Origin of the sequence: Agromyces sp. Marseille-Q5079 (assembly GCF_051016555.1) — a bacterium.
Taxonomy (GTDB): domain Bacteria; phylum Actinomycetota; class Actinomycetes; order Actinomycetales; family Microbacteriaceae; genus Agromyces.
The window spans coordinates 325,818-349,823 of the sequence record NZ_JBPEJF010000001.1 but is presented as its reverse complement, the minus strand read 5'-3'; the positions used below and the strand labels follow the sequence as shown (position 1 = coordinate 349,823).

General features: G+C 65.6%; 22 protein-coding genes and 3 tRNA genes. 10 read left to right on the top strand and 15 right to left on the bottom strand.

What is annotated here, in order from left to right:
• Positions 1 to 29 precede the first annotated feature (29 nt).
• Complete coding sequence (locus tag ACR3IO_RS01690; RefSeq protein ID WP_434069424.1) at positions 30 to 893, top strand: lysostaphin resistance A-like protein; 864 nt, start codon at positions 30 to 32, stop codon at positions 891 to 893.
• Between the two features lie 35 nt (positions 894 to 928).
• Here ACR3IO_RS01690 and nhaA read toward each other — a convergent pair whose 3' ends face one another.
• From nhaA to ACR3IO_RS01660, 6 genes are all read right to left on the bottom strand, one after another.
• On the bottom strand, positions 929 to 2,809 hold the full coding sequence (gene nhaA / locus ACR3IO_RS01685; RefSeq protein ID WP_434069423.1) for a Na+/H+ antiporter NhaA: 1,881 nt from the start codon (positions 2,807 to 2,809) through the stop codon (positions 929 to 931).
• Between the two features lie 73 nt (positions 2,810 to 2,882).
• Positions 2,883 to 3,374 carry an SRPBCC domain-containing protein gene (locus tag ACR3IO_RS01680; protein WP_434069422.1) on the bottom strand — a complete coding sequence of 164 codons (492 nt, stop codon included), beginning with the start codon at positions 3,372 to 3,374 and terminating at the stop codon, positions 2,883 to 2,885.
• Between the two features lie 43 nt (positions 3,375 to 3,417).
• Positions 3,418 to 4,098, bottom strand: coding sequence for a hypothetical protein (locus tag ACR3IO_RS01675; protein ID WP_434069421.1), 681 nt, complete (start codon positions 4,096 to 4,098; stop codon positions 3,418 to 3,420).
• Complete coding sequence (locus tag ACR3IO_RS01670; RefSeq protein WP_434069420.1) at positions 4,091 to 4,807, bottom strand: hypothetical protein; 717 nt, start codon at positions 4,805 to 4,807, stop codon at positions 4,091 to 4,093. The genes ACR3IO_RS01675 and ACR3IO_RS01670 overlap by 8 nt, the downstream gene beginning before the upstream one ends.
• The gene (locus ACR3IO_RS01665; RefSeq protein WP_434069419.1) at positions 4,804 to 5,145 is read right to left on the bottom strand and encodes a PadR family transcriptional regulator; all 342 of its coding nucleotides are present in this window, start codon (positions 5,143 to 5,145) and stop codon (positions 4,804 to 4,806) included. Before ACR3IO_RS01665 ends, ACR3IO_RS01670 begins: the two co-directional genes overlap by 4 nt.
• A 118-nt stretch (positions 5,146 to 5,263) precedes the next feature.
• Positions 5,264 to 6,082, bottom strand: a complete 819-nt coding sequence (locus tag ACR3IO_RS01660; RefSeq protein ID WP_434069418.1) for a mechanosensitive ion channel family protein — start codon at positions 6,080 to 6,082, stop codon at positions 5,264 to 5,266.
• 205 nt (positions 6,083 to 6,287) lie between these two features.
• Between ACR3IO_RS01660 and ACR3IO_RS01655 the strand changes: the two genes are divergently transcribed.
• Positions 6,288 to 6,767: a hypothetical protein gene (locus ACR3IO_RS01655; protein WP_434069417.1), complete on the top strand. Its 480-nt coding sequence runs from the start codon at positions 6,288 to 6,290 to the stop codon at positions 6,765 to 6,767.
• A gap of 313 nt (positions 6,768 to 7,080) precedes the next feature.
• On the opposite strand, the gene ACR3IO_RS01650 is transcribed toward ACR3IO_RS01655, so the two are convergent.
• On the bottom strand, positions 7,081 to 7,593 hold the full coding sequence (locus ACR3IO_RS01650) for a hypothetical protein (RefSeq protein WP_434069416.1): 513 nt from the start codon (positions 7,591 to 7,593) through the stop codon (positions 7,081 to 7,083).
• Between the two features lie 116 nt (positions 7,594 to 7,709).
• Between ACR3IO_RS01650 and ACR3IO_RS01645 the strand changes: the two genes are divergently transcribed.
• Positions 7,710 to 8,234 carry a hypothetical protein gene (locus tag ACR3IO_RS01645; protein ID WP_434069415.1) on the top strand — a complete coding sequence of 175 codons (525 nt, stop codon included), beginning with the start codon at positions 7,710 to 7,712 and terminating at the stop codon, positions 8,232 to 8,234.
• 865 nt (positions 8,235 to 9,099) lie between these two features.
• On the opposite strand, the gene ACR3IO_RS01640 is transcribed toward ACR3IO_RS01645, so the two are convergent.
• Together ACR3IO_RS01640 and mobF are read right to left on the bottom strand one after the other, a co-directional pair.
• Positions 9,100 to 9,624: a hypothetical protein gene (locus ACR3IO_RS01640; protein WP_434069414.1), complete on the bottom strand. Its 525-nt coding sequence runs from the start codon at positions 9,622 to 9,624 to the stop codon at positions 9,100 to 9,102.
• Between the two features lie 140 nt (positions 9,625 to 9,764).
• Complete coding sequence (gene mobF / locus ACR3IO_RS01635) at positions 9,765 to 12,401, bottom strand: MobF family relaxase (protein WP_434069413.1); 2,637 nt, start codon at positions 12,399 to 12,401, stop codon at positions 9,765 to 9,767.
• 371 nt (positions 12,402 to 12,772) lie between these two features.
• Here mobF and ACR3IO_RS01630 point away from each other — a divergent pair, with 371 nt between their 5' ends.
• The 5 genes from ACR3IO_RS01630 (at position 12,773) to ACR3IO_RS01610 (ending at position 18,981) form a co-directional block, all read left to right on the top strand.
• A complete protein-coding gene (locus tag ACR3IO_RS01630) occupies positions 12,773 to 13,624 on the top strand; it encodes a bacteriophage abortive infection AbiH family protein (RefSeq protein ID WP_434069412.1) in 852 nt (283 codons plus the stop codon).
• A 596-nt stretch (positions 13,625 to 14,220) separates the two neighbouring features.
• Positions 14,221 to 16,152, top strand: a complete 1,932-nt coding sequence (locus tag ACR3IO_RS01625) for a KAP family P-loop NTPase fold protein (protein WP_434069411.1) — start codon at positions 14,221 to 14,223, stop codon at positions 16,150 to 16,152.
• 2 nt (positions 16,153 to 16,154) lie between these two features.
• Positions 16,155 to 16,922, top strand: coding sequence for a hypothetical protein (locus ACR3IO_RS01620; RefSeq protein ID WP_434069410.1), 768 nt, complete (start codon positions 16,155 to 16,157; stop codon positions 16,920 to 16,922).
• Between the two features lie 2 nt (positions 16,923 to 16,924).
• On the top strand, positions 16,925 to 18,217 hold the full coding sequence (locus ACR3IO_RS01615) for a hypothetical protein (protein ID WP_434069409.1): 1,293 nt from the start codon (positions 16,925 to 16,927) through the stop codon (positions 18,215 to 18,217).
• Positions 18,214 to 18,981 carry a TatD family hydrolase gene (locus tag ACR3IO_RS01610; RefSeq protein ID WP_434069408.1) on the top strand — a complete coding sequence of 256 codons (768 nt, stop codon included), beginning with the start codon at positions 18,214 to 18,216 and terminating at the stop codon, positions 18,979 to 18,981. The genes ACR3IO_RS01615 and ACR3IO_RS01610 overlap by 4 nt, the downstream gene beginning before the upstream one ends.
• A gap of 650 nt (positions 18,982 to 19,631) precedes the next feature.
• Here the strand turns inward: ACR3IO_RS01610 and ACR3IO_RS01605 are convergent.
• The 3 genes from ACR3IO_RS01605 to ACR3IO_RS01595 form a co-directional block, all read right to left on the bottom strand.
• Complete coding sequence (locus ACR3IO_RS01605; protein ID WP_434069407.1) at positions 19,632 to 20,330, bottom strand: hypothetical protein; 699 nt, start codon at positions 20,328 to 20,330, stop codon at positions 19,632 to 19,634.
• A complete protein-coding gene (locus ACR3IO_RS01600; RefSeq protein ID WP_434069406.1) occupies positions 20,284 to 21,222 on the bottom strand; it encodes a hypothetical protein in 939 nt (312 codons plus the stop codon). The genes ACR3IO_RS01605 and ACR3IO_RS01600 overlap by 47 nt, the downstream gene beginning before the upstream one ends.
• Positions 21,223 to 21,324: 102 nt before the next feature.
• Complete coding sequence (locus ACR3IO_RS01595; protein WP_434069405.1) at positions 21,325 to 22,014, bottom strand: hypothetical protein; 690 nt, start codon at positions 22,012 to 22,014, stop codon at positions 21,325 to 21,327.
• A 139-nt stretch (positions 22,015 to 22,153) separates the two neighbouring features.
• On the opposite strand from ACR3IO_RS01595, the gene ACR3IO_RS01590 reads away from it, so the two are divergent.
• Both ACR3IO_RS01590 and ACR3IO_RS01585 read left to right on the top strand, forming a co-directional pair.
• The gene (locus ACR3IO_RS01590) at positions 22,154 to 22,351 is read left to right on the top strand and encodes a hypothetical protein (protein WP_434069404.1); all 198 of its coding nucleotides are present in this window, start codon (positions 22,154 to 22,156) and stop codon (positions 22,349 to 22,351) included.
• A complete protein-coding gene (locus ACR3IO_RS01585) occupies positions 22,351 to 23,580 on the top strand; it encodes a tyrosine-type recombinase/integrase (RefSeq protein WP_434069403.1) in 1,230 nt (409 codons plus the stop codon). The genes ACR3IO_RS01590 and ACR3IO_RS01585 overlap by 1 nt, the downstream gene beginning before the upstream one ends.
• Before the next feature lie 34 nt (positions 23,581 to 23,614).
• Here ACR3IO_RS01585 and ACR3IO_RS01580 read toward each other — a convergent pair.
• The 3 genes from ACR3IO_RS01580 to ACR3IO_RS01570 all read right to left on the bottom strand — a co-directional run bounded on the left by ACR3IO_RS01580 (position 23,615) and on the right by ACR3IO_RS01570 (position 23,990).
• Positions 23,615 to 23,690 (bottom strand) — tRNA-Phe (locus ACR3IO_RS01580).
• Between the two features lie 70 nt (positions 23,691 to 23,760).
• Positions 23,761 to 23,834: transfer RNA gene (locus ACR3IO_RS01575), tRNA-Asp, on the bottom strand.
• Between the two features lie 83 nt (positions 23,835 to 23,917).
• Positions 23,918 to 23,990: transfer RNA gene (locus ACR3IO_RS01570), tRNA-Glu, on the bottom strand.
• Positions 23,991 to 24,006: the final 16 nt, after the last annotated feature.

Sequence of the window (24,006 nt, the reverse complement as noted above, 5' to 3'; positions counted from 1 at the left end):
CGACAACACAGACGAAGGGTCGGAGAACCGTGGGCGATACCGTGGCGAAGTCGGGATGGAAGCGATTCTGGGACCGAGGCGGATGGTGGAAGGCGCTGCTCTTCGTCGCCGTCTACTACGGCGTCTACCTCGCGCTCGGCAACCTCATCGTCGCGCCGCTGTTCAGCGACTTCTTCGGTGAGGAGGGCACCGCCTCGTACATCCTGCTCACGACCGCGCTGCCGATCGTCCTCGCCTGCGTCGTGCTCGTGGTCTTCGCCGTCTCGATCGGATGGCTGAAGGAACTCTTCGGCCCGCAGCCGATCCGCGGGTCGTGGTGGATGTGGATCGCCGTCGCCGTGGTCGTGGTGTTCAACGTCATCCACCTGTTCACGATCGACTACGCCGAGGCCGGCATCGACGTCGTCGGCTCCTGGCTGCTCGCCGGGTTGTTCATCGGCTTCGCGGAGGAGGTGGTGACCCGCGGATTCGTCGTGAACCTCATGCGTCGGGCCGGCCACCGCGAGATCCTCGTGGCGCTGGCCTCGGCCGGCCTCTTCGCGGCGATGCACCTCGGCAACGTGTTCACGACGACGCAGGGGCTGCCGGCCACCCTCTTCCAGGTGGGCTACACGTTCTTCTTCGGCATCTGCATGTACCTGGCGCTGCGCGTCACGGGCAACCTGGTCTGGCCGATCCTGCTGCACGCCTCGACCGACCCGACGATCTTCCTCTCGACCGAGTACTCGACCGGCGGTTCGCTCGCGGCGTTCGGCGGGTTCGGCAACATCGCCGTCATCATCACCGGCCTCGTGCTCGTGTTCTTCATCCGCGGTCGCGTGTCGCAGGGCGCCTACGGCGTGCGGGCAGACGCGTTCGGCGTCGGCGAGGTGCCGGCGGGCACCGAGAAGTGACGTTCGGTCTGCGCGATCGTTGATCGCGCAGACCGCTATCCGGCCGGGGCGTCGACCTGATCGGTGGCGGCCAGCGCCCGGATGAGCGACTGGGCGTCGTACGGACCCGTGTGGCGCCGCCCGTTGATGAAGAGCGTGGGCACCGACGTGATGGCCATCGCCTCGGCGTCGAGCATGTCGTCGCGCACGCGGCCCGTGACCTTCGGCGAGGTCAGGTCCCGCTCGAACTTCTCGACGTCGAGCCCGAGGTCGCGCGCGAGGTGCACGATGTCGCTCGGACGCTGGTTCTCCTGGTCGGCGAAGAGGCCGCGCTCGAACTCGAAGAACTTCCCCTGCAGGGACGCCGCCTCCGAGGCCTCCGCGCCCGCCAGCGCGTTGGGGTGATATTGCGTGAGCGGCGCGTGCCGCCAGACGTAGCGCAGCCGGTCGCCGAGCTCGGCCTTCACCTCCTGGATCGAACCCGAGGCCTTCAGGCAGAAGCCGCACTGGAAGTCGCCGTACTCGACGATCGTGTACGGCGCATCCGCCGACCCGAAGACGTGGTCGCGGGCCTGGTCGACGGGGCGGGCGAGCGTCTGTCCGGTGTCGAGGTCGGGCCTCGCGGCATCCGAGATGCGGAACGTCACCGTCGCGAGGAGGAACGCGATGACGGATGCCGCGAGCACGCCCACCCGCGCCTCGTTCTGCGCGTCGGGGTCGACGATCGCGAGGTCGACGATGAAGAGCGAGATCGTGAAGCCGATGCCGCAGAGCGCCGCGCCTCCCGCGATGCGGTCGAGGGTGAGACCCGGGCCGAACTCGCCGACACGGAACAGGCGCATCAGCGCGGTGGATCCGAGCACGCCGATGAACTTGCCGACCACGAGGCCGATCACGATGCCCCAGGTCAGGGGCGAGGCGACCGCTGCGGCGAGGATCTCGGGACTGAGTTCGACGCCGGCGTTGGCGAGCGCGAAGAGGGGGAGGATGACGTACGCGACGTAGGGTGCGTAGGCCGATTGCAGTCGCTCGTTGATGGAGATCGACTCGCGCAGGCTGTTGGCCGCGGCCCTCGCGTACTCGGTGTTCGGCGACTGCCGGAACGTGCGCGCGAGGTCGAGCGCGTGCTCCACGTCGCGCCGGTTCGGTCGGTAGACCGGCACGAGCAGCGCGATCGCGACGCCCGCGAGCGTCGGGTGCACGCCCGATGCGAGGAAGGCCATCCACACGATGATCGCGAGGGTCGCGTACACCGGTCCGCGACCTCCGCGGAGGTATCGGGTGAAGTAGACGCCGACCAGTCCGATGGCCGCGACGACGAGCGGCAGCGGCGTGAAGTTCTCCGTGTAGACCAGCGCGATGATGCTGAGCGCGCCGATGTCGTCGACGACCGCGAGCGCGAGCAGGAACACGCGCAGTCGACCGGGCACGCGCGGCCCGATGAGGGCGAGCGCGCCGACGAGGAAGGCGGTGTCGGTCGAGATCACGACGCCCCAGGCGTGCTCCTCACCCGACCCGGAGGCGATGAGCACGAACAGCAGGGCGGGGATGGCGAGTCCTGCGACCGCCGCGACCACCGGCACCATCGCGCGCGACCAGCTCGTGAGCTCGCCGATCGCGAACTCCCGCCGCACCTCGAGGCCGACGGTGAAGAAGAAGATCGCCATCAGCGCGTCGTTGACGAGCGCGTGCAGGGTGAAGTCCAGCTGCAGGTCGCCGACGCCCACCGAGAGGTGGGTCGCCCAGAAGCTCTCGTAGGAGCTCGCCGACACGTTGGCCCAGATGATCGCCGCCAGGGTCGCGAGCAGGAGCAGCAGCGCGCCGACCCGGTTCTGGCCCATGGCGCGGATGTGATCGGCGATCGAGCGACGCGTGCGCGAGCGTGCCACCACCTGCTCGGGGTCGGGGGACCGCTCGATGAGGGTGAGGTTGGTCATGCGCGGTATTCTCGCGGACCGCCGCGGGGTCGACAAGCGAGGTCGCCACGAACGCGGCCGCCGTCGCGGCGGCTCAGGATGCCGCGACGCCCTCGACGAGGGTCGCGAGTGCCGCGGTGACGGCGCCCCACCCGTCGAAGAAGCCCAGCTCCTCATGGCGCGCGCGATCGGCCGGATCGCCATGGCGCACGATCACCCGGTAGTCGGTGCCGTCGAGGTGGTCGTCGAGCATGATCTCGGCGGTGATCGCCACAGGTTGCGGCGCGGCCGGCCGCCACGACGAGGTGACGGCGTTCGTGAACACGAGGCGGCGTTGCTCCTCGACGAGCAGGAAGACCGAGTCCGTGTGCGGCACGAACTCCTGGCCGTCCTCGCTCATCGAGGTGACGAACCCGCCGCCGGGGGAGACGTCGAGCACCTCGACTCGCGCGAGCGTCGGCGCGGGGACCCACCATCGTTCCAGGAGGGAGGGATCGGTCCACGCCTTCCAGATCTCACCTCGAGATGCGCGGATCAGTCGGTGCAGCGTCAGGTCGAGCTCGGGATCGATCGTTCGTTCCGCCATGAGATTCCCTCCGATCGCGAGACGAGTGTATCCGCGGGCTCGGTCAGTTGGCGTCGTCCATTCCGGTGACGTGCACGGCGTAGCCGTGGCATCCGGCCTGCTGCCAGTCGTAGTCCTCGCCCAGCGGCTGGTCGTCCGGACCCCAGAGGGCGACCCACTCCGCCGATCCGGGGCCGCCGTCACCCGAGGAACCGCTCGGGAGATCGTCGGCCGTGAGTAGCCAGAACGGCGTGTACTCGTACGTGAACCCCTGCTCGAGCATGCAGTCGGCGACGATGTCCTGCTGCTGCAACCAGATCCGGGCATTGAGGACTTCGCTCTCGGGCCAGTCGGCGGGCGGCGCCGGGATGGTCGAGACGTCCGTGCTCGCGTCGAAGACCGGTGCCCCGTCGGAATCGTCGGCCACCGGTTCCTCCGTCGTGGCATCCGCGGCGGCATCCGAGCCGGACTCGGCCGGTGCGGTCGGCTCGGCCGCGGCCGGCACCGCGACGATGTCGGCGACGGTGCCGCTGGCGGGCTCGCTCCCCGCCTCGGGTGAGGGAGCCGAATTCTGCGCCTCGAAGGCCGTGATGCCGGCCGTCGCCGACACCGTGAGGACGGTGGCGCCCGAGATCGCAGCGACGGCGGCGATGCCGGCGACGATCAGGAGTGCCAGGCGGCCCCGTGGGCGGCGCGACGACTCCTCGGCGCGGACCTCGTTCAGCACGTCGTCCATCTCAGACATGAACCGTCTCCTTCACAGCCCGCGAGGGGCGATCGAGGTCCCACCAGTACGCGGCACCGGCCAGGCAGAGCATGCCGAGGCCGACTCCGAGGAGCCAGGCGGGAAGGCCCCACCACGGGACCACGTGGAACACGAGCGTGGTGCTCGCGCTGACGTACCACAGCACGTTGCCGGCGAGCGGGAACACGAGCACCGCCGGCAGGGCGAGCAGCGCGGCGCCGATGACCCGGGTGCGCCGGCGGAGCAGCAGGACGGCCGAGACCAGGCTCGCGACGCAGATCACGGCGAGCCAGAGGGTCCGGCTCGGTACGTAGCCGATGTCGCCGATGGCCAGGGCGCGGATGACGCGGACGAGCACGAACCCGCTCGCACCCGCAACGACGACCGCGGCGGCGAGCATCGTGCTGAGGAGCGCGGCGTTCGAGCGGAGCGCGAAGCGCAGCTGCCGATCGGCGGACCGGGCCTGCTCGGTGCGCCAGGCCAGGTCGGCGGCGGCGCCGCGCACGGCTCTCAGGCGGACCGAGCGGGCGAGCTGCGGAACCGACACTCCGGTGCTGCCGGCCCACACGGCGTGCTCGTGCAGGTCGGACGCGATCTCGTCGAGTCGTCCGGCCGCGACGGACGGCTCCAGGCCCCGCGTGTAGAGCGCGCACCAGCGCAGCACGGCCTTGGCCGCCCGGCGGAACTCGTCGCTCCGCTCGGCGCTCATGCCAGCCCCATGCGGGTCACGGCGACGGCGGTGCGCTGCTGGGACTCATGCGTCGAGAGGGCGCGGACGCCCTCGGCGGTGAGCCGGTAGAGGCGGCGCCGCGGCCGGCCCTCCGTCTCGCTGATGGAGGGGTCCTCCCACTCGGCCTCGAGCAGGCCGGCCGTGGTCATGCGGCTCAGCGCCTTGTAGAGCGTGCCGTGCGCGATCAGCCCCTCGTTGTCGTCCTGGGCCAGCTCGTGGGCGATGCCGAAGCCGTAGAACGACCCCTCCATCGCCGCACCGGTCTGGAGGATCCGTACCTCGAGGGGGAAGAGCGTCCCCGGTCGTCTGCGCGCCATGCGCCATTATAGGAATATAGGTGCCCATGAGCGCAAGAGGCACGTTCGGCGGCATCGAGTTCCCGGCATCCGGAGCACGCGGCAATCGGGCTCGTGGCATCCGGAGCACGCGTCGTGCTCAGAAGGCGGTGGGCCCCGCGAGCGCCGGTGGCGGCGGGTCGCTCGTCACGACGCCGACGTGCCCGTGCACCGCGAGGGCGTCGCCGAGTGCGTCGACCACCGCGGCGGTGACGGTCGCGCCGCGCAGGGGATGGTGCCAGAACTGCACGCGGTACACGGAGCGACCGGGTCCGATCGTGACGGGCAGCACGGTGATCGGCTCGCGGTGATGCACCCCCTCGGCCCCGGTCGCGGCCGAGGCGAGCGTGGCGCGCACCTCCGCGCGATCGGCGCTCGCGGTATCCGTCAGACGCACCTCCACCTCGCTGCGCCTCGCCCCGCGCACGGAGTTGTTGAAGAGCGGCTCCCGCAGCACGGTGGAGTTCGGCACGTGCACGATGCGCCCGTCGGTCGTGCGGAGCACCACGGCTCGCGCGTTCGACTCGACGACCACGCCCACCACGTCACCGCTCGCGATCTCGTCGCCGAGGGCGAACGGATGCCGCGTCTGGATCACCACGCCCGAGGCGAAGTTGTCGGCGACGCCGCGGAGCACGAGCACGAGGACGACGCCGACGATCACCGCGATCGCGAGCACCGGCTGGATCGAGGCGCCGAGGAAGGTCAGGGCGATGCCGATGCCCAGCAGCCAGATCGCGTATCCGGTGAGGCGCACGGCGAGCACCTTCACGCCCTCGGTGAGGGCGGGCACGCGCTCGACCACGCGGCGTACGCCCTTGCGGGCGAGCCAGGCCAGCAGCCAGGTCGCGAGCATCGTCACGACGATCGCCGTGATGCTCCACGCGTCGAGGTCCAGCGACGCCCACCAGTCGGCCATGCGTCCTCCTCCATGCGCGTCGCACCGTCGTCAGGCGACTCTAACCGGGGCGTCGTCGCATCCGATCCAGCCGCGCGGGGTCGCCGCTCGACCGCGGCGGTCGTCCCGGGATGCGCCCGGCTCGCGGGGCTGGGGATGGTTCGCACGCGCGACCTCGGTTGCACGATAGGTTTCCCGAACGTCCGACCGAATCCCCGAGGTGCCGATGAACCCGTCCCGAATCACGCCGCCGATCGTCGCGATGGTTGCCGCGCTCGCGCTCACCCTGACCGGCTGCGCGGCGAGCCCCGCGGCGAGCTCGCCGACCGAGGCCCCGGCGGTCGAGACGACGCCGCCCGCCGATGCCGCGCCGATGTTCGATGCCGACGCGCCCCACCTCTGCGGCCAGGTCAGCGCCCTCGAGGGCATCAGGGACCGTTCCGGGTGGGAGCACGAGCAGGGGCTGATCGACGACGCCGCGTACGCGTCGAGGGTCGCCGCGCTCGAAGACGGCTGGCGGCTCATGATCGTGAGCACCAGGGTCGAGGTGTCGCCGGCCATCGAGTACGCGCAGCGCGCGATCGCCGAGGGAGGTCTCAGCTACGAGAACGAGGAGCTCGCCATCGCGCTGGGCAAGGTGGCGGAGGCGTGCAACGCCGCCGGATCGCTCATCACGGTCAGCGCGCTGCCCGGCCAGGGCGGCTGAGCGGGCGGGCCGAGGCGCGCTCGCCGTCGAGCGACGCGCGAGGTTCGATCCGAGCTGAGAAAACGCGAAAGCCCCCGGCGAACCGGGGGCTTTCAGACTGTGGCTCCGACCGGCATCGATCCGGTGACCTTTCGATTTTCAGTGAGCCGGGGCGGTTTTCGCTCATTCTTATGGCATGATATCGCGCTGATCAGGGATTCTTCGAAACGGTAACAGTTGGTTTCAGTTCGTTTTCGCGCATTTAATGGCACATTAATGGCACAGATTCGGTCGCGAGCAAGCGCAGTTTGCCACGCTCGATTCGGCTGATGCGTCACGGCTGTGGCTCGGCGGGCGAGGGCAGGACACCGTCCCAACAGGCGCCGCCGCCGAACTCGTAGAGGTTCCGAACGGCGCAATCGCCATCGCCAGTGTTGGATTCGAGGTATACCGCGAGATCTGTGACCGCGGGGTTGTAGCCGACGTACACGCCAGGAGCAAGAGCGACGGCCTGCGGTGTCTTGATCCAGTTCACGAGTCGGCTGTCGAGCTGAGCCGTGTCCACGACGAGGGGATAACCCTCGACGACCGGATCACCAGAGGCGTAGCGCAGTTGCTTCGACCTAGCCGGATCTTGTGGAAAATCATCGAGCAGATCGATCACGCCGTCCGCGTCGGAATCCGCCGGTGGGGTGCGCGTCGGAGTGGGTGTAGGCGTCTCGGTTTTCGACTGTGTCGGCGTGGGCGATGAGATGGCGGATTCCGATTGGTTGGTCGCGCAGCCGGACACCACTAACGCCACGAGCAACACCAGTGACGGAATGAGAGTGCGCTTCACGCGATTCATAACATCCAACGTACCCACGGGAAGGGGCGCGCCTGAGGGTTCCGCTGCCCCACTTCGAGGGTGCGACTGACGGTGGCTTTGAACGCCTGCTGGCAGGCGGGTGCGAGGATCGTGCCATGAACGGTACCCAGTACGACGATCGCCGCGTGCGGATCGCGACCGAGGCGTTCGATCTCATCCAGACGGAAGTGTATCCGCAACTTGCCGCGGGCGGCCGACTGTGGTCGAAGGGTTCGGGCGGATACCCGAGTCGGCTGCGCCGGATACTTCAGGGGCTGGACAAGGCTCATAGGGTGTCCTTCGCGACCAGTGACGCGATGCAATTGCCGCGGCGTGAACGAGTCGTGGAGCATGTGATTCCGATCAAGCGGATCGTCATTGAGCTTGTCGATCCGAGCCAGGCGGATCCCCGATCTAACGCACACAAGGCGCCGATCGCTGGTGGGCCTGCTACGTCTCCGAGGCACCTCATCGAGATCTACGATCGGCTCTTGCAGCTGTGCTGGGTTACACCTGAGGAGCACGAGCGGCTGAACCATGCTGAGCGTAGTATCCAGTGGGATGCACCTGATGGTGACGGCTGGTCGCGCTACCGACTCGCGGAGGTGGTCGCGCATCCGTTGCCACCGATCGACGACTGAGTCGCAATTCGTGGCTTCGAGTAATGGCCTCCAAGCCCTTAAGCGGGTTCATTAGAACCCCGAATCCGGGTCGCGTCGCCGTTGTCGACCCTGTATCGCCCAGAATTCAACCGTCGCCGAAACCTGAGCGAAGTCCTCGCGGGCAAATCCTGCATGGATCGTCGAACGTAGGCGCGGCGCGGCAACGCCTGCGGCGAGTTCCTGAGCTGGCGGTCGATTGGGCGGGATGACATCGTGCGGTAGCACGCGAGTCCTTCGACGGCGTAGTCGCCCGCGCACCGTCCGCGGGGTCTCGCTAGCATTCAATGCAGTCACCTTGACGGGTTGCTGTGTTCCCCCGGAAGTGGACGGACCGGCGGCACGCCCTCGTGGCTGGAAAAGGATGGACTCGAGTGGTTGAATCGATCGTCGGTGGTGCCATTGCTGGCCTCATTGTCATAGTCGTGGCCGGCCTTTGGGCTCGCCGCAAAGTGCCGTCTCGCTGGTTCCGGGCTCAGACTCAAATGGCCAATGACGCGGAACTAGCGGATGCAGGCGAGCACTTGCTGGTCCTTCGCGAGCAGGTGCTCGAGGTCGCACGAACACGGGGCATCGTCGTACCCGCATCATCGACTGGAAGCAACCCCGCGGTCGTGACGTTTTCGGATGGGGGCACGAGTTACTTCTTCGCTGACTACTCGCGGTACCAGCGCGCGATGCAAGAACGGCGTGTACCGCCAACTCGCTCTTTCCGAGCGTCCGCGCCCGTTCCGTTGACCAGGTGGCCTCAGCGCGACTTGGAGAACTGGCTTGCGGTGAACGCTGACTGAACGTTCGTCCGCTCACGTCGAAAGGACAAGCTCGTCGGGCTGCGCGAGATACCTGCTCAAACCTCGTCTTTCTCGGTCTCGAGTTCGCCGTTCTTGACCGCGAGTTGACGCGCCGTCGCCATACCATCAGCGGTCTCGGCGGGGGAGGCGCCCAACCGCCAGTCTGTGATTGCGGCGGCCAAGTACCCGCACGAGTCGGTGCGTTTTTCGAGCTCCGCAGACGATGCAGCCTTCCACGTCTTGCTGATCTCGTCGGCGACCTTGCGGTGCTTACCCTTCGTTTTCATCCGCAGGAGCTCGACGGCGATTGTCACGCTGGCCGGGTGCGGAGCGGTCCGCTGCGGCCGTTGCCCGGCGCCCCAGTTCACGAGCGCAATGTGCTTCTGATATGCATCGATATCGGCGACGTACTCGCCGATTCGACGCAACAGGTCCTCGACCGCCCGGTCGACGCTGTCTTCGTTGGACGCTCGCCGCTGCCACGTGAACGCGAGCCACGCCGCCAGCACACCAATCAGGGCACCGGCGAGCGTGGCGAAAAGCTGAGGGAGGAAGGCAACGAGAAAAGGATCTTGATTCACACGGGAAACTTTGGCACGTGTGAGTCACACGTAGCCAAGGCCAACCTCGGAGCCGACCGACGGAGACGGCTCGGCGCAGGTTCGGCATAACCCCGACGATCCTGATGATCCCGATCAATCTGCGCGAGCTGGATGAGCCCTCATCGGCTCAGACCTAGCGCCACCCTGGGTGCCCGGCCGGCCGCGAGCCCATGTACTGCCTCACTCGCAGCCGCAGTAGCCCTCGTTAGCCCGTGATCAGCGCGATCCCGGTTCATCGCGATGACGAATTGCTCGCGAGCCTGATCGGCGTTTGCCGCCACGAGATGCACATGGTTCACGCTCCGCCCCCGCGTCATCCCCACATAGACGCTCGCTGCACCCATCGCATCGCCGACCACTGTGTGCGACCTGCCCACCGTCATTCCCTGCACCCCGTGCGCCGTCGCGGCGTATGCGAGATGCGTGTGCTCGGCGACATACTCGGTCGGCAGCCGCACTGATCGCGGCCGCTGGCCGGCGGTGCGCTCTGTCGCCCACACTGTGCCATCCTCGCTCACGCTCCGAACGACCCACACCTGCCGATTCGCCACTCGCACGCCTGCGTCGTTGCGCCGCGTCTGAATCACATCGCCGCGTCCAATGCCCAGCCCATCGTTCCCGATCACCGTGCGGCTGTCATCGACGTCGCCGGCGCGCACCCGCTCCGCGCGAATCCGCGCGTTCAGCTCACGCGCCTCGTCATTCGTCGCAACGGTCATCGCACAACCCTCGCGCCACTCGCGCGCAAGCGTCTCGAGCTGCGCAGCCGGGCTCTCATGAATAGCAACGAGGCCGAGCGTGCACAGCCGATCGAAGACCGTTCCCGGATGACCCCCACGCCGCATCTGCACGGTGAGCGCGGCGTACTCCGGGTCGACGAATCGGTGTACGGCTGTCATACGGTGCACGCGGGGGAGGAGCTGCGCGGCCATCTCGAGCACGCCACCGCGGCCGACTGCCGAGAGCTGGGCAGGGTCGCCGACCAGTGCGACCGTGGCGCACGCCTCTTCGGCAATGGTCAGCAGCGCGAGCCCGGAGTCCTGGTCGAGCATGCCCGCCTCGTCGACGACGATTCTCTCGCCGCGGCGCAGTCGAGCGGATGCCGCGGGGCCGGCGTATGCGGCATCCGGATCTGGGTCGTGGTCGCCGATGGCGAGCCGCGTCCACACGCCGTCGCGATTCCACCGCCACCCGTGCTCGTGCACGAGCTTGGCGACGCTGTCGGCCGCAACCCCGAGCTCCTGGTGCGCGACGTCGGCCGCCTTTTTGGTTGGCGTGACCACACGAGTCTTGCGACCTTGCATCGCCGACGCCTTGATAGCAGCGGCGAGCATCGTCGTCTTGCCCGCGCCGGCCGCACCTTCCACGACGACGAGCGATTGGGCGGATGCCACGGCCGCGGCCGCGCGGGCCTGTGCAGGGTCGAGTCGGAGTCGCTGTGCAATGCGCGACAGATCCGGCGTGCGCATCTGCGGCCGCTCGCCCCGGGCCGTGAGCAGATCGCGCAGCCGGGTCTCGACGGCGATGACGTGCACGCTCGTCAGGTGCGCGATGTGCTCAGGACGCGGCCCATCGGGCGGCAGCACTGACAGGCAGTTCTCCTCGGCGCGCTTTGTGGCGAGCGTGACGAACTCGCGAAGCAACGTCGGGTCGGCCCGCACGCCGGCCTCGGTGACGAGGTGCGACACGTGCCCCTGGATGTCGTGCACCGTCCACGTCGACACGGCGGCCGCGCAGCGATCGAGTGCGCGGGACGCGATATCCTGCACGCTCAGCTCATCGAGCGCGACGGCCCGTTGCGCCCGCACGCGTTCGAGATCAGGTCGATAGCCGGATGCCTCGAGCTCGCGTCGCCGCGCATCCTCGCTGCCGAGTTGGGTCGGCTTCTTGTGCGGGCGCTCGTGATCCCACGCCATCGCGGTCAGCCGCGACATCGCGGCGGACCCGGGCTCCTGATTCGGGTGCGCGGCGCGCCATTCCTTCTCGAACTGCACAAGGTTGCGCGCGACCTGCTCGGCGCGCTTGCTCATCGCGGCGTTGAACGGCTGCAGTTCGGTGGCCTCGGCCGTCACCGGGTCGAGGGTGAGGCCGTGCGCGTCGAGGGTGGCCGCGAGCTGCGGGTGTGCCGCGATCACGGCCGTGCCGAGCGCGCGGATCGCGCCTTGCTGCCGGAACAGTGCAGCCGTGTCGAGGCCTCGCCACGCGGAATCCGCCCACACTCGCGTGCCGATCTGGAAGTGGATGTGCCGGTGCGGATCGCCTGCCCGCGAGGTCTTATGCGAGACCGCGACCGTCTCGAGCTGCTCGACCGGCACCACCCGCTGGGCGCCCCGCGGACCGACTCTCGTGACCGAGTGTTGGCCGAGCCAGACCCGGATCTCGGCGACCGCGTCGCGCTGCGCCGCATCGAGCGCATCGGATACCTCGGGGTGCAGCGCCGCGGCGATCGACAGCGACTTCGGCGCGTTGACGACCATCTCGGCGAACCTCGGCGATCCGTGGCGCGCGTCGCCGGCGTGGCGGGGCGTGCCCATCGACTCGCCGGTGAGCGGGTTGATCCAGTCGACCCACTGGGCGTACTGGTCGGGGGTGAGTGCGCCCTCGCCGATCAGATCGCCGTCTCCGTCGACGACTGAGAACTCAGCCAGCGCCGTGCCGCCCTCGAGGTAGTAGTCGTCGGCGCGGGAGCGATCGGACTCGAGGTATCGGCGCGCATCTGCGCCGGAACCTCGGTACAGGATCACTCCACCTCGCATCGCCTTCCTCCGGCTAACTCAGGTTCTTGCAACTACCTACGGTAGTATACGTCCATTCGCTCGGAAATGGGGTGACGCAGGGGGTGTGACATTAGAGCGACCTCGGAGCAGTTCGCATAGAAACTCTTTGCGTGCCTGGTAGTAGTGCTCAGCAGCATGCGAGGATCGCGTGATTGGGTCGTTGGTGGAGAGCCAAAGGCCCCTGCACGATGATGGGGCGTCCAGGAGCGACACCCAACCGGGCGGGGAGCGATTGACGCACCGCCGGGGTGCGCTCGGTCCAGATTGTGATCTTCGGGCGAGCGTCGAAGGGGCCCGCACGAACCTGTACGCTTCACGGCGGGTGTCAGGTCGGGTCGGGAGGACGTTGGGTGTCGACGCTGTTTGTGCTGGGTAACGGTTTCGACTTGCAGCATGGTCTACCGACCAGATACGACCCGGACCTTAAGGCCCTTGCTCTCAAAGCGGAGCGTTTCCCGGGGGAATGGGAGAGCTACAGCATCGAGGGGGACCTTTGGTCCGACGTGGAGGCGCAACTTGCCCACCCGGATGTCGACCTCGTCTTGGAGCACCTGGGGCAGTACTGTCCGGATTACTCGTCGGATCGAGAGAGCGACCGGGATGGGGTCATCCACGAAGCAGAGCAGCTCCTCACCTTTCCTTTGGACGAGTTCGCGCAGAACGCAGATGACGAGCTCGACGGCGTCACGCCGCTCCACAAGTTCTCTGGCTTGTTCGGCAGAGACGACTACTTTTTGACGTTCAACTACACGCACACTCTTGAGCGCCTCTACGGCGCTGACCCCTCGCGCGTCCTGCACATACACGGCGAGGTTGGCGTGAGCCGGCTCATGCTTGGCTACACGCCCGGCTCTCTGCAAGGGACCGAGGTGCTGCGCAAGTGGGATGACGAGGAAAGTTTCGAGTTCTATCAGTCCCGCGCATACGGGGCGGTTGCACAACGGCTCGCCACCTTCGAAAAGCCATATCAGCACGAAGCGCTGATCGAATTCACGTGTCAGATCAGCCGGAGGCCAGCTCAGGTCTTTGTCTACGGCCACTCGTTCGGGAGCGTAGACAGACCTTATTTCGAGCACGTGGCGCGGAGATTCATCAATGTGCCTTGGACGGTGGCCGCCTACAACGAGCGAACCCTCGATGAGGTCTGCGGAGCTCTACACGCCTATGAGTTGGGGATCGCGTATGAGCGCAGCGTCTTCTGAGCTCGGAGCGCTGCCGCGGGGTTCTCGGCCGCTCCGGTTCCGCCGTGGCCTCGTCTCTCGACCCTCGACCGAGGGATCCCGATCCGGCCGCTGCGCGTACGTGGCTCCGCTGCGTGCAACGTGGACTCTACGAGTTTCCTATCCCCTCGAACTCTCCCACTGTCGGCGACGCTTGGTCTCGTGCACGCCAGCAATAGCGCGTGGCAGTTCGCATCCCTGACGCGCATCCCGGGGGGCGAAACGTACATCCTTTACGACCAGGAGTATGCCTGCTTTTACCAGGCAATCTGCGCGTGCGCAATTGTTCGCACGATTGTTCTCGCGCGCCCGAGCGACGACGACACCTTGCTGGAAGGGTTCGCCGGACTCTCGGATGAACTCCAACTCGCCACGCACCCGCTGACCAGATAGACCTCCGCGCGAGCGGCGCTCCGGCATCTGAATCTCACGCGAGCGCTACTGTTCGCTATACATGACGGAGTAGATGGGTCGATCGCTTACGTCAGCGAATGTCTGTGGTGGCAAATTCAGACGTACAGCGAAGCATCTGCGAGTTCGAGGATGAAGCGCGGAGAGCTCTATTGGGGGACTTGAGCATGACAGAACTGGAGGAAGGCATTAGCGATTCGAAACGCTACCCCCTTCTACTCGATGAGCCGACGGAAGTTGACCTGCTCTCCTTTGATGCTGTCGCGTCGACGGTGGTGGATGCAGTCCTCGATCCCCGCCTCGATCCCATTGCTCTCGGCCTTTCTGGTAGCTGGGGCAGCGGCAAGACCTCAGTGCTTCGTCTAATCGGACGCCAGCTGCGCCCAGCCGCGGGCGCGAAGTCGACCCGCATCGTGATCGAAACCGACCCATGGCGCTACGATCCCCAGCTCGGCATCAAGGAATCGCTGATCGGCGAGATCCTCACTGCCATCGAGGCCGCACTCCCAGCCGATGGCCTGGGCGAGAAATCGAGGTCGCTTCTCAAGCGGCTAGTAAGACGTGTCGACTGGACCAAGGCGATGAAGCTCGCGGCGACCTCAGCGATTACGGTCACCCTGCCGTCCGTCGACAAGGTGCTCGAACTTGTGAAGCCGAAGGGTGAAGTCGAGGGCGATGCGCAGCCTGAACCGATTACTGACATGGTGCAGTTCCGAGCCGAGTTCGAGAAGCTTCTCGAGTCCGAGGGATTGGCTGAGATCGAGAACGTCGTGGTGCTGGTCGATGACCTCGATCGCTGTCTTCCCGAGACTGTAGTTGAGACGCTCGAGACCATCCGACTGTTCCTGTCGGTGCCGAAGATGTCCTTCGTTATCGCCGCCGATGAGGAGCGAGTTGCGGAAGCGATCGCGACCCGGTTCTCGGATAACGGCGAGATCGGTGAGGAGTCCCCGGCGCGGCTGTATCTCCACAAGATCGTCCAGACTTCCGTGCCAGTTCCGGCGCTCAGCGATTTCGACACTGAGGCCTACCTCGTGCTCCTTCAGATTCGCTCGCTCGTGCCGGACGATGCTGACTATGAAGTGATCGTCGCTGAGGTTGCGGAAGCGCGTCGCGCGGCCGCGACCCTCGAGTCCGTCAAGTCATTGCAGCGCGCAGACTTCGCCGAACAGCGCAACAACGCGGCGCGCATCCGTCCGATCATCCACGAAAAAACCCGTGGCAACCCGCGCCGCATTAAGCGGTTCCTGAATGACCTCTCCGTGAGGCTCTCGATCGCTGCTAAGCGGGGTATCGCACTCGATGAGGCGACGATCGCCAAGCTGATGGTGCTTGAGCAGTATTTTCCCGAGGACTTCAAGACCCTGACGGATTGGCTGCGTCAGCGCACACTTCGCACAAACCTCGAAGCGCTCGAAGCTTTCGCGGGCACGCCAGAAGCGACCGAGTCGACTGAAGAGACGCCCGGTAGCGAGGTCGCCGAGTCTGCAATCGAGCCCAAATCTGATGCGAAAGGCAACTCTGACGTAGAGGGCTCAAAGAAGGCGGTCACGAAAGCTGCGAAGCCCGAGCCGGAAGCCAAGCCTCAGTTCAGCGAGGGTCTTGTTCGGTGGGCTCGGCTCTCGCCCGCTCTCGCGAAGAAGGACATCACGCCGTACCTCGTCTTCGCGGCGAGCTTTAAGAGCGTCTTCCTCGAGTCTGACGCGCTTCCGGAGTCGACCCGTGACATGGCAACGCAACTGCTTTCTCGTTCTGTGGGTGAGGCTCGTCGCGTCACTGACGGAATGCTTCAAAGGCTCGAGCCAACCAATGCGACGCGCCTCGTCGCGTATATCGGCGGCGTCATTGTGGACGAGCCGGCTCGTCAGACGCAGGGCGTCATCGCGATGCTGCGCATCGCCCGGCTGCAAACGAACTCAGTCGAGTCCGTGGTGAATGCACTCAAGCGCATCAAGCCTTCCGATCTCAAGATCTCTTCGCTTACGACCCTTCGTGCCACCGATGCTCCCGAGATCCTTGCGCAATTTGAGGCGATGACGAGCGCCAGCGGCAAGGAAGCGCTTGTGGGCGCGTTCGGTGCCGTGAAGGAGGGCATCTAGTCGTGGGAACGAGCTCGTCCTACAAGGGCTCGACGGGTAAAGCCGCGAGTGCGCTGCGCAGCGGCGTTGATTCTTGGTCGCAGTCGCAGACCGACGGATCCAAGACTCCGGTACCACCGAGCGTGGTCGCGCAGGCGCTCAGAATCCCTGTCTTCTCGCGCTCGGGTGGCGGTTCCGGAGGAGGAGGCGGCGCTGCTGGTGGAGGAAGTCGCCAAGGCGGAGGCCCGAAGAAGCAGAGTTCCCCTCGCCGCGATGCGCGTGCCTACGCTTCAACCGCTAGTCGTGCCGCCGGGCTCGCAAGGGCGTTTCGGGAGGGCGACCGCGACGCGCTCGCCAAGGCGGGCCTCGACTTCGATCGTCTTTCCGAACTCCCATCTCGCTCCGAGCTCGTGCGAGCGATTCTCGATGTCGTCTGCGACGCTGACATGGGTAGCGACATCCCAGCTGAGGAACAGCGGGATATTGCTGCGCATCTGCTCGACTGGATGTTCGACACGGAAGAGAACCCGGCTTTGCCGGACGCTGTCGCGACGGCTGAGCATGCCATTGGGCTGATCGTTGCCGAGATTTTCTTGTCCGAAGCTGGTGAATTCACGTCCACCGATGCGCTGTCGCGAGAAGAATTCGTTAGCGGCGTGTACGAGTCCAGCCAACAGCTCGCGGCGGGATCGAACCTGGCCCAGACCGGCGCAAGCCAACAGGAGATCGACAAAGCCATTCAGCGAGGACTGCGGTGGCTTCGCCGCGCGCATCGAAAGGATGAGGCGTAGACATGTTTGAGTTTCGCCTCTCGGTCCTTCCCCCGACCGATCCGCTCCCGGCGGACGCGGCCACAACGTTCTTCTGGCACAGTAAGCACAGCCTGCCGTACTTTCATGCCAATGTTGGGCCGCGTCTTGCGGAGTATGGGCTGGTCAAGCCCCGCAACGTTGACTTCGTCCGAATTGCCGCAGCGGTGCTTGCTGCTGATCGATCAGCCAGCCGCTCGGGGCGGCTGTCGCGATGGAACCAGCGGGACATCTCACTCACAATCGACGTTCTCGCCGTTGGGCCGTGGAATGCAGTTAGGGCGGATCTTGAACGGCTCTTGGGCTTCCTGACCGGCGATGCCTGGTCGCTCACCTTCCGGCGCGAGGTCGGAGCGTCGGAACAACTCGGTAGCGCTGCAGTTGGAGCAGAGCGCGCCGTCCTGCTTAGTGGCGGGGCGGACTCCGCCACCGGTGCACTGCTCTCGGCGATCGACCTTGCGAGTCGAGGCGAGAAGCAAGTGCTCGTGTCTCACTGGGCTTCGACCAACCTGCGCCCTCTTCAGACGCGTGTCGCCAGCGAGATCGAGCGCATCGCTAGGGGGACTACTGCGGATCACATCAAGGTGCGCATCGCGCGGGGTCGCCACGCGCCGGGCGGTGAGTCGTATGGACGTGAGGACTCGACTCGTTCGCGTTCCCTGCTCTTCATCGCGCTTGGTCTTGCCGTGGCGTCGGTCCGGGAGCTGCCCCTTTGGCTCCCGGAGAACGGCTACGCTTCGATCAACCCACCGCTCTCGAAGAGCCGGCGTGGAAGCCTCTCGACGAAGACGACGCACCCGAAATTCATTGCTGACCTCAAGAGGGTCCTTGCGGCGGTGGACGCTCATCATGACGTGGTAAACCCGTACGCCTACTCAACCAAGGGCGAGATGTTCTCGTCGGTGAGCGACGCGATCGGTGCAGCGGAAGCCAGCACATTCTTGTCCGTGACGTGGTCTTGTTCCCACACGGGAGCTCGCACTTACGGCAGCGGACCGAATGTTGCGTGTGGTGTTTGCTTCGGGTGTGTCCTGCGGAAAGCCTCGTTCGTGGCGAGCGGTCTCGACGATCACACGCAGTACCTAGTGCCGGCGAATGCCGAGCAGCGCAACTGGCTGGCTGACAAGACTGTTGTGTCCGCAATGCGGGACTTCCTCGCCGCACCATTCGGCGAGTATGAACTTTCTCGCCTGCAGATTCCGGCAGACATTCCGCTTGCCGATGTCGCATCGCTGGTCGACCGCGGCCGCGATGAGCTCGGACACTTGGCGCTATGAAGACTCCGCCCCCGCTGGATACTCATGCGCACCTCGATGTGGACATCGATGCATCGGCCGTCCGTAGCCTTGGCGCGTTCGTCTTCGCAATGACCCGATCTCTTGACGAGTTCGCAGCGGTCTCGCTGCGAAATGATCTTCGAGCCAGTTGGGGCGTCGGCGTGCATCCAGGGCTTGTCCGCACCATCAAGGCGTTTGACGCAACCGCCTTCAGCAGGGCCATTGCGTCTGCTGCCTTCGTCGGAGAAGTGGGGCTCGACGGAGCGAGTCGTGTGCCGATGGCCGAGCAGGTGCGGGTCTTTCGCGCTGTGCTCGAGGAGCTTGAGCGTCAGCCGCGCGTCGTCAGCGTACATAGTTCGGGGGCGCATTTTCAGCTGCTTCGTGAGCTTCACAGGACGCCAGTCTCCGGGGTCATCCTTCACTGGTGGACTGGATCGCCCGAGCTCACTGAGGAGGCTGTCCGGCTCGGCTGCTACTTCTCGCTGCCTCCCGCGATGATGTCGTCGCTCGACTTGATCGATCTCATACCGCTCGAGCGGTTGTTGCCGGAGACGGATCATCCGTATGGCGACCGCCGGACGGCTACCTCGAAGCAACCTGGGGCGGTGGGCGAGGTCGAACACCGGATCGCGAAGCTGCGCGGCCTCGAGCCACGTGACGTCCGCATTCGGTTCTGGAGGAACCTTCGCACGCTCGTCGATGACGTGGACGGTCGGGATCGGTTTGGCGCTGCATGGCAGGTGACCTTTGAGCACCTGGATTAGCTCTCTCGCCTCGTCTAGCGTTGAGCGAGAGAGAACCTCCTCGAACTCTGGTTACCGGTGTGAACACCGGGGAGCGATCGTTGACCGGGAGTAGTCAGCCAACCCGACGCCCGCTGGACGGTCGACCTCGGCTCGATTGCCGGTCGTTGATCGGTCGGCGTAGACACCGCATCGAATGTGACTGGCGTCTGGCGTGGCGGCACGAGCGACTCCCTGCAGCTCGATGCGCACGTGACCCGCTATCTCCAGCCTGCCGCAGAATGCTTCCAACGAAACGTCCGTGTGAGAGCCGTTGATACGCTCACGAATTGGACGCTCAACCTGAGCCGCTCGCGGTTATCTCGAGTATCGAAGATTGGTGGGGCGACCAACTGAGCTCCGGCTTGATCGATCGGATCGCCTCTGCTCCCTTAGAGCACCTCGAGGAATTTCACTCGCGGGGAGTCGAGATCCAAGGTCTTTACCAGCCGGGGCACCTTCCAGCGAATCTCAGGGAACGGCGGGTAGGCGAAGGCCCGTGGTTGGCACTGCGACCCACCCTTTCGAGATCCGTTGCGTCGGCCAGATGAAGCGGCCCGCCCCATGCGTCATCCTGTGACCTCTTCGGCGCAAGCATAGATTCGCCTCAGCCTCCGATGGCTATCACCATCTCAGCGATGCGAAGTTGCTACAGGTGTACTTCCGCCGTCGAGCGCGACGGTGAGCGCATCGAGTGCATCGAGGGTGTCGACGCGAAGCCGAGCCGGCGTTGCCGAAACTGTGGTCGCGCTGGGTGTGCTGAACACAAGAGGGCCTTCGCCGCGATTGTCTTCAATCGAGCGGACGAGCGTGACTGTCGGCACCATCGTCACGGTATTAAGGTGGACCGTCCGACTAGGAATCGCGTACACGGTCCCGGCGGGCACTCGACGACTCTCAATTGTCTCAAGATTGAAGCGGCCAACGAGCTCGGACGAGTTCCGGTCGCCGTAGATGATTCTGGAGCCTTGATAGGTGCCCATCGGTGTCAGAGAGGCGCGAAGAGTGGTGTCGTCCACCTCGCCGGCAAGAACAAGACTTGTGAGATCCCACGTGTGCTCGTGGAGATCGCCGAGATCATCGCGAGTTCCCGCATTGCCGAGCCAGAAATGAAATCGAAACCGTTCGCCGACGGGGGCGCCCACGCACGGTGTCAACTCTGCATGCGTAAAGCCGAGCGGATGACGACGTGTGATGACGCTCTTGGCGTCAACCGCGATCGCGCTCAGAACATCCGCCAATGTGATCGACGAGTAGGACTCGGAAATAAACGACTCGTAGATCTCACGCAGACTTGGTCCGTGTTGTGCCAGCGAGCTCAAAAACTTCACCCCAATCAGAGTCCTTGAAGCCGTGGTCCCAATTGGATGTGGCGCGGGGATTGAGTCGCACGAGTTCATCGAAGAACTCCGCGACATCCTTCCACCCCCTCGTATCGCCTGCGTCGGACGGCAGATCGAGGTGCGTCGCGTAGCCAGCCTCGAACTCGAACTCGTCGAGGAGAGACGAGTGATACCAGTTTCCCTGCTTGGTTCTCAGGCCGTTCTTATTGACGTCCGCGACAGTGATTATGAAGCTCCCTGCATTGCCGTCTAGGCGGAACGGTGAAAAGCGATGGAGGAGGGTTACATCTGCTCGAATCTTGGAACGCGATTGCCACACGACAGTCGCGTAGATGTACGCCAGCAGTTCGAGTCGGATCTGCCGAGAGTTGCCTCTGGGATCTCCCGGCTGACTCTTTTGACGATAAAGCGCGTATTTGTCGCAGAGCTCGTCCTCGAATGGCGAAATGATCTGAACCTTGTAATGAACTGGCCGGTCTGTGACCGCGGCGAGTTTTGGCAGTACCGCTTCCCGTTGCCAACGAGCTGATCCGCCTCTGAAGTACCACTCGGTAGAACCTTCGAGTAGCGAATTCAGCTCGTCTCGAATCTGCTGCGACGGCACTTCGTGCACCGCATCCCGATCCACGGAGCTGACGACAAGCGATTGAAGACCATGCATGTCGGTCGAGAGTGACTTACCTGTCTCGCGCGCGTCGATCTGCGCAAGCACTATCGCTGAGAGAGTCGCTGCTCCCAGTGCGATAACAGTTCCCAGAAACCAAGGGTCCGTCACTTTCGCAAAGGGTAGAAGCGGAACAAAGGTAAGGAGTACGAAGATCACGCTGAAAACGAACGTGATCCAATCGAGTTTGGAGAACGCGCCAAAGAACCTCTTCACGGACCTCCGCCTTCGGTGAGCAGTTGCCGTCAAACTCTACACACGGGCGGCGCTAAGTCGCTCTCCGATGCCGGGCTTCGCTTGCCACTACATCGTGGTGTCTCAGCCCGCCCGCCCGCGCCTTCCGGGCGGCAGGAGCCCACGGTCGCGGGCTTTGGTGATCCAGCCTTGCGCGGTCGATAGCGCGACCATATTGATCTGCGCCATCGTCGCGCTCGGGTTTGCGTCGCCCTGCTGCGTGAGCCGGCCATGCTGCAGCGCGACCAGCTCATAGAAGTCGGCCACTTTCTTCGGATCACCGATCGGCTTCAGTAGATCCCGCTCGCTGACCTTCCGGCCTGATGGGAGCACGATCTTGCCGCCCGTGATCGTCTCGGTCCGCTTCATCGCGAACAACCGCTTGTTGATCGCCGCCTCGATGCGGGCCGTCGGCAGCTCGCGCAGGAGCTGGCTCGTGATCGGGTCGCCTGGTCGCCACGGCAGGTAGATAACGCCCGTGATACGGATCTCCTCCGGCGCGGCGAGCAGTTGCCGCTGTAGGCGGATCATCACGCGGGTGTGTGTGGCCTCGTGCTCGAGGTAACGCCAGCGACCGCCGGTGGTCTCGTTCTGGTCGGAGTCGGCCGGCGAGCCCTGGTCGTCGTAGCCGAGCACCGCATCGATCTGCTCGCTCGCGTCGTCGTTGCGCTCGCCGGGGAACCGGCTGGGCAGGAACCAGCCTTCGGGCAGGTCGTCGGCGACGAGCAGGCCGTCGTGCGACTGGTCACCGGGGAGGGGCGTCGAGGCGGGCATGCGTCGAGTCTAACCACTCAACTCAGGTACTTGCCGAAATACGCGTGGCGGTGATATTCTCAGGTACTTGCAAATAGCCGCGCTTGCGCTGGCATGCACGAGATGCCAACACTGCGGTGATTAGCCGAAGGGGTGCATCATGGTCGACGTCGCGCTGAGGGTCGAGTATCTGAGCCGAGTCGAGGCGGCCGAGCGGTGCCGCATCCCGGTCTCGGGCTTCGACAAGCTGCGCCACGACGGCCTCATCCCCGAGCCAGACGCGCGAATGGGCAAGCACCTGCTCTGGAGTGCCGACACGATCGACGACCTGCTCGCTCGGGGCGGCACGGAGTACTGATGGCCGGGCGGCCCACCCGCGATACCCCGAGCCGTGTCGATCCGCGCACGGGTCGGCCGCTGCCCGAGGGCATCCGCTGGCGCGCCGACCGCCAGCGCTACCAGATCCGGGTCGTCGGCCCGAGCGTCGACGGGGGAGCGGCCGAGCGATCCCGCACGTTCCTGACGCTGGCCGAAGCCAAGCGCGAGCTCGCGAAGGCGGTCGCCGGCCGCAACCCTAACGGGTCGATGACCCTCGAGCAGTGGCATGAGAAGTACTGGCCGGCTATCGCGTCATCCGTCCGCCCGGCGACCGGGCGCAGTTATGGCGTGGCCTGGCGCCTGCGGGTGAAGCCGAGCCTGGGGCGGCACCGGCTCGAAGACATCACCTCGCCCATGATCGAGTCGGCGATGGTGGCGTGGTCGGGCGGGGCATCCGCCAAGAACGATGCGCTCGCCGTACTGTCTCGCCTGCTCGACGGCGCGCGCCGCTCGCGGTTCATCGACTACAACCCGGCCCGCGAGGTCAAGCGGCCGAGCATGCGCGATTCCATCTCGCCGGTCTCACGGGCGCTCACGCTCGACCAGATCCAGACCTTGCTCGATCTCGTTCCCGAGGGCGCCTACCGCGGCTATCTCGCGGCGCTCGTCTACACCGGCATGAGGGCGGGGGAGGCGACCGCGCTGCGCGTCGGCGACGTCGACTTCGAGCGCGGCATCATCCGCGTGAGCCGGTCGCTGAGTCCTGGCCAGCGCGGCGAGCTGATCGAGCAGTCGCCGAAGAGCCATAAGTCCCGCGACGTCCCGCTGATCGACGCGCTCCGTCCCTACGCCGAGGCAGCAGCCCGCGGCAAGCAATCCAACGACCTGCTGTTCGCCGGGCCCGACGGCGGCCGGCTCACGAACCACAACGCGCGTCGCGGGGCCGACTGGGAAACGCTGCGCGAGGCGATCGGCAGACCCGATCTGCGCATCCACGATCTTCGGCACACGTTCGCGACCATCCTGTTCGACGCCGGGGCCAGTGCACCCGACGTGCAGGCGACGCTCGGGCACTCGAGCCTGCAGGTCACCGAGCGCTACTCGCGGGCTCGTGAGGGCGTCGCGCTCCGTGCCGGCGCGGCGTTGAACGACGCGCTCAAGAGTGCAGCCGGCGAACCACCAAAACGAACCAGTCGGCGAGCCCCCGCCGACCTTAATGGCACATTAATGGCACAGCCTCGCGAGCGCCCCGGCGGAATCGCCCGCTGAAACAAGAAAACCCCCGGTTGCCCGGGGGTTTCAATGGTGGCTCCGACCGGCATCGATCCGGTGACCTTTCGATTTTCAGTCGAACGCTCTACCAACTGAGCTACAGAGCCTCGGGATGAGGAACACCCCGAATAAGGAGAAAGCCCCTTCTCTCGTAAGGGAAAGGGCTTGTCGCCTGAGCGACCCTGACGGGACTTGAACCCGCGACCTCCGCCGTGACAGGGCGGCACGCTAACCAACTGCGCTACAGGGCCTCGATGTGCTTTCGCACGTGAAGCTATTCAATTGTACGTGATGTTCTGAGTGCTTTTGACCTTCAGAATTTGACCTTCGTGAGTGACCCCAACGGGATTCGAACCCGTGCTGCCGCCGTGAAAGGGCGGTGTCCTAGGCCACTAAACGATGGGGCCGGAGGTCTTGCCTGGG

What these genes read in the sequence shown, in the direction of transcription:
- nhaA (WP_434069423.1), bottom strand. Translation starts at nt 2,809, where the DNA reads ATGACCAACCTCACCCTCATCGAGCGGTCCCCCGACCCCGAGCAGGTG.
- ACR3IO_RS01625 (WP_434069411.1), top strand. Translation starts at nt 14,221, where the DNA reads ATGACAGAACTGGAGGAAGGCATTAGCGATTCGAAACGCTACCCCCTT.
- ACR3IO_RS01645 (WP_434069415.1), top strand. Translation starts at nt 7,710, where the DNA reads ATGAACGGTACCCAGTACGACGATCGCCGCGTGCGGATCGCGACCGAG.
- ACR3IO_RS01680 (WP_434069422.1), bottom strand. Translation starts at nt 3,374, where the DNA reads ATGGCGGAACGAACGATCGATCCCGAGCTCGACCTGACGCTGCACCGA.
- ACR3IO_RS01670 (WP_434069420.1), bottom strand. Translation starts at nt 4,807, where the DNA reads ATGAGCGCCGAGCGGAGCGACGAGTTCCGCCGGGCGGCCAAGGCCGTG.
- ACR3IO_RS01655 (WP_434069417.1), top strand. Translation starts at nt 6,288, where the DNA reads ATGAACCCGTCCCGAATCACGCCGCCGATCGTCGCGATGGTTGCCGCG.
- ACR3IO_RS01665 (WP_434069419.1), bottom strand. Translation starts at nt 5,145, where the DNA reads ATGGCGCGCAGACGACCGGGGACGCTCTTCCCCCTCGAGGTACGGATC.
- ACR3IO_RS01650 (WP_434069416.1), bottom strand. Translation starts at nt 7,593, where the DNA reads ATGAATCGCGTGAAGCGCACTCTCATTCCGTCACTGGTGTTGCTCGTG.
- ACR3IO_RS01675 (WP_434069421.1), bottom strand. Translation starts at nt 4,098, where the DNA reads ATGTCTGAGATGGACGACGTGCTGAACGAGGTCCGCGCCGAGGAGTCG.
- mobF (WP_434069413.1), bottom strand. Translation starts at nt 12,401, where the DNA reads ATGCGAGGTGGAGTGATCCTGTACCGAGGTTCCGGCGCAGATGCGCGC.
- ACR3IO_RS01585 (WP_434069403.1), top strand. Translation starts at nt 22,351, where the DNA reads ATGGCCGGGCGGCCCACCCGCGATACCCCGAGCCGTGTCGATCCGCGC.
- ACR3IO_RS01615 (WP_434069409.1), top strand. Translation starts at nt 16,925, where the DNA reads ATGTTTGAGTTTCGCCTCTCGGTCCTTCCCCCGACCGATCCGCTCCCG.
- ACR3IO_RS01595 (WP_434069405.1), bottom strand. Translation starts at nt 22,014, where the DNA reads ATGCCCGCCTCGACGCCCCTCCCCGGTGACCAGTCGCACGACGGCCTG.
- ACR3IO_RS01590 (WP_434069404.1), top strand. Translation starts at nt 22,154, where the DNA reads ATGGTCGACGTCGCGCTGAGGGTCGAGTATCTGAGCCGAGTCGAGGCG.
- ACR3IO_RS01660 (WP_434069418.1), bottom strand. Translation starts at nt 6,082, where the DNA reads ATGGCCGACTGGTGGGCGTCGCTGGACCTCGACGCGTGGAGCATCACG.
- ACR3IO_RS01610 (WP_434069408.1), top strand. Translation starts at nt 18,214, where the DNA reads ATGAAGACTCCGCCCCCGCTGGATACTCATGCGCACCTCGATGTGGAC.